The following is a 15,237-nucleotide window of genomic DNA, read 5'->3' as shown; positions in this document are numbered from 1 at the left end:
TTATATGTGATCCATCAGCCGTTCAAATAAATCCACTGTCTCGGCTGTGCCATCAATCCGTGCCTGTTCTTTTGTCAATAAAGCAATTATTTTCTGCTGGTCATTTTCACTAAGAAGCATAATATCAGGTTCAAGCATCTCCTTTATGCAGTCATACCAACTGCTTATATTGTTTTCTTTTCCTTTTGCAAGTCCGAATGCTATTTCAGAATTGAACAGGCTATACACTACCTGACCTCTCAATTTTTGAACTTCATCCTTTGTCACGGCTTTTGTATATCTGATAAATGCAGCCTTTGACTCAGCCGGAATACGCAAAGTATATATGCCATTTACCAGTTCATCAATATAGCGGGCATCAAGTTTGTTTCTCTTATCTATCGGCAACAGCAGATATTCAAGATACTTCATTTTATCTTCGTCAGCTTTTGTCTTACAGTCATATGAATATTTTGAAACATTTTTAAAATTTGTATCTATATTGCACAAAACAGGTTCAAGCCAGTTATTCTGATACACCGCTGCCACAAAAGTCTTAAGTCTCGACAGTTCAAAAATCTGATCCTCATTAAGTCCTGCGGCTCTTCCAACCAGCTCTCTGTCGGCAAGATCCGGCAATCCAAGAATTATCTTTGTATTTGTATTTCTTATCACGGACATATCCATTAAACCAGGTGCCTGGTCTGCGATAATAAATCCCTCACCGTAAGTTCTCATCTCCGCAATAGAATTTGCCAGCATCTCTACTGATTTTCCAAGCATATTAGAGCCCTCACTCGTCTGCTCAGTCGAAGTCCGTTTTAAAATATTATGTGCTTCTTCCAATACAGTAATATGCTTAAGCGGTTCATTTCCAGCCGTGGCATTTGCCATTCTGTACTCCTGCAGTTTCATAACAAGCAGTCCCATAATAAGTGACTTAGTCTCGATCGAACCTGTTCGGCTGAGGTCTATGATAACATTCTCGTCAAACAGCTCACTTGTGCTGATTTCATCATTAGTAAAAATCTGACCGTACAACCCGTTTGTCAGTGATTTAAGCCTTGTAGACAATGCACCTTTATAATCACCCTTACTATCTGACGAATATGCAGACTCGTCCATAACTCTGTTAATCTGATGCAACACATCCATAAAAGACGGATACAGCGGAGTACCTTTAAAATCTTTATATCTGCATTCTGATGTTTCAAGATTCCAGCCGGAAACAACATATGCTCTCTCAATGGCATCTTTTAAAACAGCAGGCATTGCGGCATACATCGGCCAGCAGACATTAAAGATTTCTATCAGACGGTCTATGTGTTCCAACACATGAATATCATACGGAAAACTAAAAGGATTTATCTTTAACAGCGGCATCTTCCTGTAATTTGTTCCATATACTTTCACATCGGCATAATCGCCAAATCTGTCCTTATATTCACCCTTTGCCGGCTCAATAACCATAAACTTTATTTTATCATTCTTTCCTCTGACATTATGAGTCATAAGTTTATCCAGAACAGAACAAATCGCAGTTGATTTTCCTTTACCCGTAGAGCCTGTGATAAAAGTGTGCATGGAAAGACTTTCAATGTCGATATTGACTTCCTGCTCTTTTCCGTCATAACCCTCGTTGTGCCCCATGTGGTAAAGTTTACCAAGCGTTATTGTATCATTATTACTTTCTGTTACATTCCGCCCGAATGGAGCCATCGGAATTACCGTTATGCCGGGAATTGACTTTTTAGGCAGACCTATCTGGATTGCAAGCTCATCACCACTGACTATCGAAGCCGGAGTAACAATTATCTTATCTTTTTTATTCTGCCAAAATCTCGGATGCACAAACGAGCCGATATACTTTCCTAATATCCGTGTCTGCTCCACTTTGAACCATGAATTAATATGTGATGACTGAACACTGGAATTTTTACCTCTCATAAGAGCATTGTAATTGCTTGCAACGGTAAGTGCCGTTTCACGGTTATTAGCGATAACATACGCTGCACATTCAAAAGCACCAAAACTCTCACATTCATCAAGTCTTTCCAAATGCTTATCGATTTTATCCAAAAGTGCCTTAACAGAGCGGTTTTCATATGTTAATTGCAAACTCTTTCCCGCTGTTTTTGAAGATGAAGCCGTATCAGTGACTGAACTACTTCTCTGATTTGTCTCAGTTGTCGTGTTTGTCTTTCCTGTTGTATTTGCAGTGCTGCTGTTTACTCCTGCATTAAATCCCACATTTGCGGAAACAACAAAACTTACACCTGCACTTGCACTTCCGCCAAAATATCTGCCCTTTGAGTTCGTCTTACTCTGTGTAAGTAAGATTCCTTTTGATATACCCTCCGAAATCCCGTCTGTCCTCGCCTTTGATAAAGACAAAGTGTCACTTTCATTTATCGTCACCGAACTGTGTGCAAAAGTAGCAAGCTGCGTATGCAGCAATTCATATCCCTGTTTCATCCTCTGAATTTCCGATGTGGAAACAGGGTCTGCAAGCATTACGATAGTATATTTCTGCCCCTTCAAGGAATCTACAAGATTTTCAATTCCCTGAACATAACTTTCTATGCTTTTATCGTCTTCATCACGAAGTGCTACTATTCCCGACACAGAGGAATAACACTTTTCATTTTCCGAAAAAATCGTATCCCTGAAATTCTGAACCTCTGTTTTTTTAAGTTCCTCTAAATCAGAACCTACAAGATTTCCATCCAATGCTCCCCTAAAAGCTTTAGCATCCGCCTGACGCCTTTTTACGCTAACTTCCTTTGAGTCTCTTGCATTTTTTGAAATAATACCAAATAAAAACTCTATTTTTGAACCGTCACTTTTTATTATCGTTGCAATACTGCAATCAATGGAAGATGTAACATTAACTATTGTTGTCAGCTTATTCAAAAAGTTCTCCTCTTTGTTGACAACTAATTTAGAAAGCCTGTAAAATTTACCGCACTCCGCAATATCAATATCCGTATCCTCAGCAGATGGTGGCAGGATTTCAAATGTCTCCAGCCTTTCTAAATAATCCTTAGTAATAATCGCAGAAGCATTGTTCAGCGAACTATCTAAATTATTTAATCCGGTTTGTGTGACCTCTAATTCATTTGCCATGATACATCCTCCATTCGTTAATTATGACTTTTAAAGCGGACATTCACAATCCGCCTTATATGTGTTCAAGCTCTGATTTAAGTATCTCTGCATATTCTTTATATCCTGCGATTTCTTTTTCCTTGTTTTCGCATTGACTGAGTAATTCTTCAAATTCTTTAGTAATATTGTCAAGCAGCGACTCCTCCACTTTCTTGCCGATTTGTGCCATTTCTCCCTTAAACTTCTTTACGGCAGAGTCTAATTTTTTGCATAATTCATCGTATATCCTTGAAATCGCTTTAGACAGAGCCGTAGATAGTTCCGTCTTTTGGCTTGCAGAAGTAAGTTCCCCGGTAAACTTGCCAGCAATACCATTCATCTCGTCCGAAATGTCAATGTCAAAAACAGGAAGTTCAATACCACTTACTGTTTCTTCGACCATAATCCTAAATAAAGACGAATCGTACTTTTCACTTCCCATGTCAAAGTTATTAACAACAACATTAAGCAGGCGTCTCTTTATTTCCTTTATGTGCAACGCTTCACTGAATACCTCCTCGACCTGATTAGACGCCTCCAGACCGTATTTGCGTAAATTTTCAATGGCATCCGCCGCAATACAGTATGAATAATGTTCCTCATATGTATAATACTCAACATGACTACTTCCCCATGAAAAGGGATTATACCATTTTGAATCCGATACCCTGTATGAATCACGGATAACTTTCGTTCCTGTCCTCTCCTTTACATTGAGATAATCTTTACCCGCATCCCGAAGTTCCCTGACAGCATTTGATTTTTCCGACTCTAACTTGGCATTTAACTCTCCAAACACAGATGCAATATCAGCTTTTATCGAACTCATTTGCGTCTCAACAAATTTTTTCTGCTCAATCAGTTGTTCCCTGTCATTACTTTCAAGAACCTGAATCCTCTTATTTGTTTTCTCCAGATAACTTGAAAGAAGATTTTTTAATTCCTCTGCGGCATTAGGAATAAAGCTCTTTGCCTTTGCCGATAATATATCTTCCTTATCTTTCACTACATCTTCAAACAAACTCTTTACTTCATCAAAATTCCCAAGAAGTTTAAGGTCTGACTCCATGTCATTTGAAAACTGCTTTAGTGCCGAGTATATATTTTTTTCTTCGGATGAGAAATCTTCCTGACTTTTTCCTGTCATATTGTAGGCTAAAGAAGAAACCAGTATCGGATCAGCACACTGCTTTATCACCTCGATAAGTTCAGGTGAACTTCCTCTCTTTTCAAGATCCTTTGTAAATTCCTCTACCTTGCTTTTTGCTCTTTTTCTAAATTTCTTCTTTATAATCTTACAGGCTTTTGGAATATTGTCAGCCGTATTTTCATCATCACCAAAAATATCGTCATCATCCTGAACCCTCAAAATATCACGGATTCCGCTATCATATTTACTGGCGATGAGAACAAGTTTTTTAACACCTTTCTGCGGAAGCTGGCTTGATAATAAAATCCAATCACTCTTATCGAGAAAGCTGCCTGATTGACTCAAAAAGAATACGACATCACAAACTTCCATAAATTCCTTTGTACGGATCGTTCTTGAAGCAATCGGGTCATTCAGTCCCGGAGTATCAACTATTGATAACCCCTTAAATTCATCTTTGTTGAGAAATAAAGTTACCGCTTTTACTATCGGAGTAAACCTGCCGTCCTCACCGACATAATCATTTAAACTTGAAATCAGATCCTCATATGTATCAAACTCAATCCTGTCAATTCCTTTTTCAAGATACGGTGCAGTATCCACTCCGTTTCTCTTTACCATATCAACAATCTCTCTTGCCGATGTATAGATTTCATCCTCAATATCAACGGCGGCATTCTCCTCCAACACCTCCCACTCTTTAGGAGAATAATATTCTATTTGAATTATGTTTTCCTCGGAATACTCCATTTTTGTAAGTGTTGCAGTCTTGGGTGTCGATGCCTTAGGCAGGATTTCCTTACCACCAAACAACAATGTGTTCAAAAAAGAGGACTTACCCGATTTAACCTGCCCGACAACACCAATATTAAGCTTTCTGTTTTCACGATAAAAATCCTTTGTTTTCAGCTTAAAATTATCGATAAGCTTATTAAGACCCGATATATCATCTTCCTTAGCATATCCCGTGACATCATCCACTATGTTTTCTACCTGACCTACAAAAGTTTCAAACTCTTTATTGTCATTAGTAAATATATTCATCTAAATACCTCTTTTCCGTAAGTGCAAATTTTGGCTAATCCGTAAAACTTTAAGCTTCACAGCATTATTTTCCCGCCTTTATCCAAGCCTTAATTGACTCTTCATTGTCCTGTTCCTGAGCAATAACACCGTAATTAGTATTGTTATCTCTAAACTGAAAGATGGTACCTGATACCGGAGCTTTTACTTCTACTAATTCATAACCCCCAAAACTATCCAATAATGATTTCCTTCTTTTCGATAAATAAATGTTTTTTGAATTTCCTCTTCCACCATCTATCCTCTTATTAGTCCTGTAAGCGGCAATCATGTCTCCGCTTTTGACTGCCTGTTGCTGCTCTACTTTCCACGCAAAGAGCATTGTTTCATTATCAGGCACCTCAACTGCAACCACCCGCAGTTTTGCGAATACTTTCTCCACTAAATCACTTCTGATATAATGTCCATATTCTTTTACTTTATCTCCTAATACTTTCAGGTCATCATCACTAACACCAGATAAATTTTGACTCAATGACACTTTGGAAACAAATGCCAGACCTTTCACATCTTTTCCCGACACCCCTAACACGGTTATTGCATCAGCAATATACTTATATATTTCTTTATTTGCCATACCTGTAATATTAGCCACGATAAGTGCATCAACCAAAAAATACTCTTTATAATCTTTTGATATTATCTCAGACATTTCATAAAACAACTGCTCGTCTGTTTTCAAACAGTCCAAATACAAGTCCTCTAATGACAGATCAATATGTGACTGCATCTGCAGCCATTGAATAAATACCATTCGATTTGCCGCAGCTTCATCATCAGGGTCAAGTCGAACAATATTTAAGAGCATTTCCAGATAAATCTGACATGAATGTCTATCTTTAAGTTTGCTCAAAGGATGCTCTCCGAGGTCAATCTGCTTTGCCAGCACCTCTATTTTTGAATAATCTAATGTAATATCTTCTGATGAATTTCTTATCGTCTCAATGTCTGTGCCGATAGATTTAACACATTCATTGATTTCCTGTATATTCTTTTCCAGTATATGTATATCCTGTTGAATATCTAAAAGACTTTTCAACATATTCACCTCTTTCTATGGTTTTATATCAATCCCTTATAAACATATCAATTAACCTGATATAAATAAATCAATTAACCTGATATAAATAAATCAATTAATCTTATATAACCAAATTAATTAAAACGAGCCGAATTTTCATATGTGCAATTAGTTGCCTTAGACTGCGGAGTAAACATTGTTCTTCTGCTGTTTTCCGGGTCAATACTATTAATGTTGAATTTAAATAACTAATCATCACCTCTATCATCATCTTCCCAATCATCCTTTGCATGATAACAATCTTTGCTGTTAAATTCTGGACTATTATTTATTTTATTATCAATATTTTCAGTTTTTCTAGTAAATAACCGCATACGCCCCTTTTCTAACTTTAAATAGTCTTGTTGCCTGGTACCTAAATACGCATAGTATTCTATATTATCAAATTCACAATTGCTTACATAGCTTTTTTTATTTGTTATAATACTTCCGGGTCTTGCATAAAATGAAGGCCTATAATATTTAACTTTTGAACTACCCGTCAAATTTTGAAACTTTGAATTAATTATGGAAATTTTAATTTTTTCATTTCCATCAATTTGAATTATTAATCCTATTTTTTCATTTCCACATACATCTTTTATAAAATTACAATTTTGAACTAAAGAATCCTGAAAAAACACTTCTTCACAATTTTCTAATTTAAATATATCGTGTATATTGTTTAAATTTGTAAAAGAACATTTTTCAATCCTTATATTTTTACATCCATTAACAATTATACAACTAATATCCTCTTTTACATTTTTGACAAATTTACAATTGACAAAATTTAATTCTTCACATTTATTAAAACTAAGACTATCCTCCAAACATATTTCCATATTTTCAAATATTATCTTGTTTGATTCATATATTCTCTTTGGATTTAACCCCTTATTAGTCATATTACGATAATAAATATACTTTTCATTATCTGATACTATTCCCGAATCAAAAAATGACTTAATATATGGACTAAAGTCAGTTCCCATAACATTATGACCTATACACTTTTGTGCTTTTTCATAACAGTCTGATTTTTGTTGCAAAATAGAAATTGCAATCAACGATAAACTATTTAAATCATTCTTATCTAAACCACATACTTCAAGTAACTCTGCAAGATATTCAATATTTCTATAGTCATGATTCCCCATTACCAATAAAATAATTCCATCAACAGCAAAATAACATTTTACTATATCCTTTTTCATAAACAATATAAAATCTTCTATATCCACCTCTGACAGCTCAAGTGCTTTTTTCATATATTCTTCTATAGGATCTTCTATATCCATACCTTGCATAATTCTTTTCAAATATAACACTTGCATTTCTAAAGGATCATTTTCATATAAGATTATTGTACACAATAATTTTATATATAAACTTTTAATGTATTCATCCAATCCCAATAATTCTGGATTTACAATTGGATATACTTGTGCCTTCATATCTTTAATTTTCAAACGCATTTTTAATATTTTATCATTGATTTCACTCATAAAAAACCTCCTCTATTAGGTACTAATTTCATCTACTTTTATAAGCATCATTAATATGAATATCTTCTGCATTAATGCTGCATGACTCTTTGATAATGTCAATCAATTCCTCTTTGTATTCACTGCCGCCGGCAGATTTATTTATAACAGGTTCTATTCCTTCAAATATATTTTGTAGCATATCTGCCACGGAACTGTCTGTTTTAATACCTTTTTGTTTCTTATAATCTTCTATAAGCTGCAAAGGATTTTGAACTTTATCCTGAAGCAGGTCTATCTCAGACGGCTCTGGCATATCAATATTTACAATGTCTGAAATAAACTTAATCTCCGTAAAGAACTCATCCTGTAATTCTTTTAATTTTTTACTGATATTCTTAAGTTCATTTACATTCTTTTGTGCTTCTTTTACCATTAATTGCAAAGGTTCTAATATCTCCGTATCAATATCTTCTGCTTCAAGCTTAGTGATAGATGTGTTCAGTCTCGTAAGTTTACGGCTTTCTTCGTTAATCTCATCCTCGTAAAAATCCTTGCATCTCACAAATAATTTCTTAAAGTTTCTCGCAAAATTCGATTCATAAACCTGACTGTTCCAAGTCTCAATCTGCTGTCTTATCCTGCCTGCATCTTCTTCAATAAACGCTTTCAGACTGTCATCTTCAATCTGCTCAATTTTACTTGTAAATGCAAAAACATCAACATAACGGACACCTTTAACATCTAATGTAGATTTTATCTTTGCTATGATCTCCTTAAGGTCAGCGAGATTTTTCTTATCCGCTTTATTCAGGATTATAAGCATTGGAATACCGTCACGCAAAGTCTTTATAAACTTAATATCTTCTTCTGTTATAGTTCCTGCATCTGCCTGCACAAACCACAAAATATAGTTGCTGGAATTAAGCTGTCCTCTTGAAATCTGTTCATCTGTCTTTGCAGAATACTTTTCCGAATCCGGTTTTGAATAGCCGGGCGTATCAAGCAATGCAATATTTTCATACTTGTGTAACGGTGTCGAGAAAAAGATGTTTTCCAAAACATGTCCAAGAGTTACTGCATCCGTAACTTTCTCATCGTCATCATCTTCAACCTCACCAAAGCCGTGAGCAATCTTTTTAATATCTCTAGGCTGCATCTGTACTTTCGTGTCAAATACATTGATACCCATAACCTCATGCTTCTCGCCCCTTACAATATATGTAGGAACAGATGTAGATGGGTCAATGTCTGACGGAAGCACCGATTTTCCCATCAGTGCATTTAAGAAGCTTGACTTTCCACTCGAAAATCCGCCACCCAAAGCCACGATATTTTTTCCTATCAGCTTGTCATACAAAATGAAGTCCCTGAACTTTTCATATTCTGACTTAAAATCAGTGTATAGTTCATAAAAATCTTCAGGTGCATTCTTTTTTAAAGTATCCGGAATTTTGTCATTAATTAATTTTTCAATCTTTGTAATGTCAGCTTTCATCTGATTTTCGGATGTATTTTGCCTGATGATAGCACAGAGCAGATTGAAATTTTTTAGTAATTTTTCATATACTTCTTCATCGTAAGTCATCTTTTATTTCCTCCATTATTTAAAGTTCGCCAATGTTATAATTCTTATAATTCGACCGAATCCCTCCATCGATATAATGATGAGAAGAACACTCATTAAACTCATTTCCGTTTTCATTTGAGTTTTTTAATCCTAAAATATAACTTTTAACATTTACTCCCCTAGATATATCTGAATAACAACAACAGTTATTAAATTTGTTTTCTCCTACCGTAGTATTTATTGCTTTTACAATTTGCATTTCAAATGTTGCATACTGCTCATGGCTCGTTGCTTCGCCTCTAGCTATACATTTATCAAATATACATTCTCTTACAAAACCATTAGCGATTGTAAAAACACCACCCGTTGTATATTGTCTGAAATGGTGTATTGTAACCATAGTGCAATTATCAAATATGCATTTGGAAACCTCCACATTATTTAACTCAAAAAGATATGTGCATGGTAAATCAACTCCCTGACAATTTACGAATTTACACTCACGAATTTTACCATCAGAAATATTCAAAATATTTTTCGATGTATGAATATCAGTAAAAACCGTATTTATCATTAATATATTCTGACCTTGAATAAGTACATAATCCTCTGTATCAAAATTATTATTTTCAAATTTACATCCATCGAAAATGACTAATTGTTCATTTTCCCTAAATCCTTTTATATTAACAAACACGCAATTTCTAAAAGTAATAGATGTTGCAACTGTTTCACTTAAATCAAAATACTCATGACAATTTGATATTTGTGCATTTGCCACCAATACATTTCCTTCTAAATGTTGAATATCTACAAAACTGCTGACAATAGTTGTGTATTTATTGTCAGGAAAATATCCCAAAAAACAGTTATAATTTATTGAATCTTTTTCACTTATTTCTCCAATCAACCCCTCAAAATCCTGTTCAATAATACATTTTGCAATTTGTGCAGCTTTTCTTACATCATTTTTACTCATTTGTAAAAATTGAAAAATATCAGAAATAGTTTCATAGCTGTTTCTTCTAATATTGTTTGGTTCCAACATATACAAAATCAACATATCAACTGAAAAACATAATATTGTTTCAGAATCAAAAGTTTCTATCATGCTTTGCATTGTTTTCATATTTATCTTTAAACTCTGGGCAATATATTCAGTTAAATCGATATTCTGCTCATATGAAGCAATTATTCTGCAAATATGATATATTTTATTTTCCTCCATTGACTTATTCAAACCACTATTACAAAAAGCCAACAAACAGCCTATATAAAGTTTTTTTTCAAAATCACTTTTGTCCACAAGGCAATGCCCTCTGATGGGATATTGTTTAGCTAATAAAATACTCTTCGCACCTGCATTGTCCATGTCTGCCTGAGTAGAATCTTTTTCAAGAGTCTGAATTGCATCCATAACTTGATTTAATAATGTAACAATCTGATTTAAATCCATCTTAAAACCTCTCCCTCACTGTAAACTATCTTTTATTTCCTCTATCCTTTCTAAATCCGCATTAATATCAATCGCAAGATTTTCTTTTTTTGTTTTTTCATCATTTATCTGTTGTTTCAAATCCTCCATTGCCTTTTCTAATGTATTTCTCTGGTTTGTAAGTTCTTCCTCCATAGAAGTATTTACAAGTTTTATCTGTTTAGTAATCGCTGTCTCTATTCCGTTTCCAACTTCTCTGATTACTTTTGGATATACTTCCGAACGCAGCTTTTGTCTGATAGACTGCTTTGCTTCTTCTCTCTTTTTATCCCCTGATAACTTCATGAAAATACCGGCTATCACTCCTAAGATTGGTGCTCCCAGTAACATCCCTGCTGCAACGGCAACAATACTTCCCGCCATTCCTTTATTTATTTTATCTGCATCAAATGCAAAAGATATATTGACATCTCCTATCGACTCACTATTGATTGCTTTTGTAACTCTTTTCAGATACTTTTCAACTTTAGGAATAAATCGGCTTTGAATACTTCTCGTCACTGCATTTCTGATAACAGAATTAAGATGTTCATTAATACTTTGATTATTTAATGCCATAGTAACTAATGTTGATTCTTCGGCTTCCATTGCACTCTGAACATCAGACTTTATCTCCTCAACACATCCAGATATTTCTAAATCAAAATCCTCCTGTTCCTTTGAAAACTTGGAGTTTAAAGATGATAACTGCTTTTTTAATGTGTCCTCTTTTTCGTTTAATTCTGACTGCGACAACTGACTTCCATTTAATGTAGTGATTAAATAATTTTGTGTATTATCAACTAAAGGCATAGCAAGATTTTTATACTTATTTGCAAGTATTTCCTGAGATTTTTCCTGAATTTCCTTTAAAAATTCTTCAAGTTCTTCTGCGTCCCCATGAAAACTCGTTGTCTTGCAATACTTGATTTCCCTGTCTCCCACAAATCGTTTCAAGCTCTCTTTCATCTTTTCAAAGGTCACTTCAAAATCATCATTATGTTTATCATATTTTGTAATGACAACACAAAGCGGCATATCATGAAGACACAATTCTTTCAAAATGTTTCCCACGCTGCTTCTTACAATCATGTCATCGGCGGGGAAAGTAACGATATAAGCCAAGCTCTGCGGCAGATAATTGTCGATTGCTTTGTTATGTACTTCAAATCCCGACTCAAATCCGGGCATATCAACAAGCATCACATCCGGAATTTTCTCTAGGAAACTGTTTCTCAACTCAATATATGCACATTTAACCGTATTAGCGTCTGCCTTATAGTTTCTGTACTCATCCACAGATAAATGCTTATTTTCGCCATCGTTTGTAATTATCGTTATTACATCATATGAGTCTGTATAAACTATCTCCGCCGGAACTGCTGTTTCAGGTGTAATATCTTCTTTGAGAATTTTTCTGCTATATCCCAAAATAGTATTAACCAATGCACTTTTTCCTGAACTAAATTTGCCAATGATAGGTGTACAAACTCTTGCCGTAGACATTTCTTTCTGCAATTTGCTAATTCCGTCCGTATCAATACCATAAGCAGTATTCATACTTTTTAGCTCATCTAACGCCCCCCATTATTTTTTCCATAGCGTTCAAACCTCCACTTCTCTATGTACTTTTTGGATTTTACTCTCTCATCTTATGATTAATTTAAGTCTCTTGATATTTCCAAAATATAAGTATATTATAAATGATTACTCGTCTAACATCAAGAAATATATGTGTATTTTGCACATCTATTATAATTTTTCCAAAAATCATTTATACATCTTGCACATATTATCTATTTCTTTTTTCATTTCATCAACAAATGATTTTGGGTAAAGAGCTTTTACTTTACTTCCCTGAGATAATAGAAACATATTTACACCCGTTCCATAGGTTTCTGCTTCAATAGTCGTTACATTTCCTGTCTTATTAATTACTTTTGCTGTCGGGATTTTATCTAATATTGCCTGCACTGACATACCGGTATATTCAAATCCAATCTTTCGATACTCTCCCGGAAACATAAACTGAATTTTATTTCTTAGTTCTCCCTCATCAAAATCATGTTCACGGGGAACTTCAAAATGCTTTCGGTGTTCGACAATATTAACTATTCGATCCACTCTGTAATATAACGGTTTCCAATCATCCTCATCACATCTGTAAGCAATAAGGTAAAAATAAAAATCAGAAAACATGATAGCAGCCGGCAGCAATCTCCGTTTAACCAAGTCTCTTGATATTTTATAATATGAAACGGATATTTCTATTTTTTCATATATGCAGTGTGTAAGCTGCCATAAATTATCAATCACACTATTGCAATCATGATTTACCTCATTGTAATGATACATTTCTTTCCTAATGATTTTTTCAAGCATATTCCTGTCATTATAAGAAGTGAAATTTTTAAGCTTAGTGATTATATCCAGAATTTCTATTTTACTAAAAGCTCTACAGCCTATCATCATTTTAATAATGGCAGCCAGTTCTTTGCTAAGTAAAAAATTATCAAATTCCAAATAATAAGTTTTTGAACTTGCCGCATATTTCAACTCTGTATTTCCTACCAACTCCCTGTTTTCATACAGAAAATTTTTAATTTCTCCCAAGTCTCTGGATATACTTTTAGCCGACACCCCATATTCCCCTGCAAGATTTTTCACCGATATGTTCTCGCCACGCAATGCCCTAAAAAATATTTCCAACATTCTGTTCTTTTTTGTTCCAGTGCTGCTCATACATTTCAGTCCTCTCTTAATTTTTATTTATTATATCATTCTACAGGGACAAATGTATGTCTTACTAAAAATAATATATAAGTTTTCTTTCACTAAGATTTATTTTTTAATTTAATACTCTATCGTCCATCTATCAACACTTCCTTACCTCTGAACGCAAATCCATAGTGTTGTATATTTTCCTCTTTCACACCTCTTTTGATAAGCTCTGCATCATAGTTTTTTTCATCTATCTGTCTTAATGCGTTTTTTACTGTTTCTTCTAATGTATCTTCTTTCTTTTGGTTAAATACCTTAAACTCTATCACAATGCCAGGATATTTTTCATTGTTTTTGTCTATCGGTTCAAGCATTATGTCATATCTTCCGAAACCACTCTCCCTGTTTGAACTTAAGATATAATTATCTACCTGGTCGACCATCAGTCCTAATACTAAACCATGGTAGAACCTTTCCGGTTCTTCGTCAGATGGAGTTTTTCCTGTATCAAAATAACTTATCACTCCTCTTGTAACTCTGTTCATGTATTCGTTCATACTTTCAATGTCACCATTGAGAAGTGATTTTACAAAATTATTGTAATTAAACTTTTCTTCCCCAAACCATTGTTCTATCATTACCTCAAACATTCTCTCTACTTCAAGGTTAGTTAATTTCAAACCATATATTTTTCTTTTCAGCCTGCCGACTTCCTTATATGACTCTATACATAAATACCCACTTGCAAGCAAAAGACTCCATATTGCATCCTCATTTTTATCTAATTGATCAAATACAATTTGTTCATCAATCTTTTTTTCTATTACACCACCCGAAATAAGAACTGCCATTGCTTCTTTAACATCCGGTGTCCCTGTTTTTATCAGTTTGTTTACAATTCCATTTGAACTCGAATCTGTCCAGTATGAATCTATTTTTCCTGTCTGTAAATAATTAATTATAGACCACGGATTATATATATCTTTGACATCTCCAAATGTAAAGCCATCATACCATTCCTTTACCGCTGCCTTTTCATTTGACATATTTACTTCATCAAGAGCATCAAAGACTTCTTTTTCCGTAAATCCAAAACTTGTTGCGTATTCCCTACTTGTAGTTGTTACCACTTTAAGATTATTTAAATCCGAAAAAATGCTTTCTTTTGATACACGGGTTATTCCTGTCATTATCCCTCGTTCAAGATAAGGATTTGTCTTAAATGTCGAATTAAAAAGACTTCTCGTAAGTGCTACAAGTTCATCCCAATATCCATTCATATATGCTTCCTGCATTGGTGTGTCGTATTCATCAAGAATTATTATCACTTTTTTCCCATAATATTTATACATAAAAACACATAGCTTATTTAATGATGTACTAATAATTGCATCAGACATATCCATACTAACACTTTTATAGAAAGCCTTCTCACTTTCACCTAATATATCACCCTCTAGTAAATACTCGTTTTCTTCATATAAATCCAATATTTTTATACATATCTGCTGGCGTGCCATTTCAAAAGTATTTCCTTTAATATCCGCAAAACTCAAAAATATCACT

The 15,237-nt window shown here is 34.2% G+C and carries 9 protein-coding genes; all 9 read right to left on the bottom strand.

What is annotated here, in order from left to right; genetic code table 11:
• Nucleotides 1-3,105 (bottom strand): DUF87 domain-containing protein, encoded by a 3,105-nt coding sequence (locus DW721_RS03380; protein WP_118744796.1) that lies wholly within the window; start codon nt 3,103-3,105, stop codon nt 1-3.
• Between the two features lie 55 nt (nt 3,106-3,160).
• Nucleotides 3,161-5,320, bottom strand: coding sequence for a dynamin family protein (locus DW721_RS03375; protein WP_118744795.1), 2,160 nt, complete (start codon nt 5,318-5,320; stop codon nt 3,161-3,163).
• A 64-nt stretch (nt 5,321-5,384) separates the two neighbouring features.
• A complete protein-coding gene (locus DW721_RS03370; RefSeq protein ID WP_118744794.1) occupies nt 5,385-6,401 on the bottom strand; it encodes a hypothetical protein in 1,017 nt (338 codons plus the stop codon).
• 227 nt (nt 6,402-6,628) lie between these two features.
• Nucleotides 6,629-7,927: a hypothetical protein gene (locus DW721_RS03365; protein ID WP_118744793.1), complete on the bottom strand. Its 1,299-nt coding sequence runs from the start codon at nt 7,925-7,927 to the stop codon at nt 6,629-6,631.
• A 28-nt stretch (nt 7,928-7,955) separates the two neighbouring features.
• Nucleotides 7,956-9,494 carry a dynamin family protein gene (locus tag DW721_RS03360; protein WP_118744792.1) on the bottom strand — a complete coding sequence of 513 codons (1,539 nt, stop codon included), beginning with the start codon at nt 9,492-9,494 and terminating at the stop codon, nt 7,956-7,958.
• 19 nt (nt 9,495-9,513) lie between these two features.
• Nucleotides 9,514-10,932 carry a hypothetical protein gene (locus tag DW721_RS03355; RefSeq protein ID WP_118744791.1) on the bottom strand — a complete coding sequence of 473 codons (1,419 nt, stop codon included), beginning with the start codon at nt 10,930-10,932 and terminating at the stop codon, nt 9,514-9,516.
• A gap of 15 nt (nt 10,933-10,947) precedes the next feature.
• On the bottom strand, nt 10,948-12,510 hold the full coding sequence (locus tag DW721_RS03350; RefSeq protein ID WP_118744790.1) for a dynamin family protein: 1,563 nt from the start codon (nt 12,508-12,510) through the stop codon (nt 10,948-10,950).
• Between the two features lie 210 nt (nt 12,511-12,720).
• Nucleotides 12,721-13,692: a WYL domain-containing protein gene (locus DW721_RS03345; RefSeq protein ID WP_118744789.1), complete on the bottom strand. Its 972-nt coding sequence runs from the start codon at nt 13,690-13,692 to the stop codon at nt 12,721-12,723.
• Between the two features lie 119 nt (nt 13,693-13,811).
• Nucleotides 13,812-15,237: AAA family ATPase (locus DW721_RS03340; protein WP_243035931.1), on the bottom strand; the 1,426-nt coding region annotated here is incomplete at its 5' end.

It is taken from the genome of Clostridium sp. AM27-31LB (genome assembly GCF_003480745.1).
Classification (GTDB): domain Bacteria; phylum Bacillota; class Clostridia; order Lachnospirales; family Lachnospiraceae; genus Butyribacter; species Butyribacter intestini.
The sequence above is the reverse complement of the archived record's forward strand: the minus strand, read 5'-3'. Positions and strand labels throughout refer to the sequence as shown.

Excerpts from the sequence above, each read along its gene's own strand:
- DW721_RS03355 (WP_118744791.1), bottom strand. The coding sequence starts at position 10,932 with ATGGATTTAAATCAGATTGTTACATTATTAAATCAAGTTATGGATGCA.
- DW721_RS03375 (WP_118744795.1), bottom strand. The coding sequence starts at position 5,320 with ATGAATATATTTACTAATGACAATAAAGAGTTTGAAACTTTTGTAGGT.
- DW721_RS03345 (WP_118744789.1), bottom strand. The coding sequence starts at position 13,692 with ATGAGCAGCACTGGAACAAAAAAGAACAGAATGTTGGAAATATTTTTT.
- DW721_RS03380 (WP_118744796.1), bottom strand. The coding sequence starts at position 3,105 with ATGGCAAATGAATTAGAGGTCACACAAACCGGATTAAATAATTTAGAT.
- DW721_RS03350 (WP_118744790.1), bottom strand. The coding sequence starts at position 12,510 with ATGAATACTGCTTATGGTATTGATACGGACGGAATTAGCAAATTGCAG.
- DW721_RS03360 (WP_118744792.1), bottom strand. The coding sequence starts at position 9,494 with ATGACTTACGATGAAGAAGTATATGAAAAATTACTAAAAAATTTCAAT.
- DW721_RS03365 (WP_118744793.1), bottom strand. The coding sequence starts at position 7,927 with ATGAGTGAAATCAATGATAAAATATTAAAAATGCGTTTGAAAATTAAA.
- DW721_RS03370 (WP_118744794.1), bottom strand. The coding sequence starts at position 6,401 with ATGTTGAAAAGTCTTTTAGATATTCAACAGGATATACATATACTGGAA.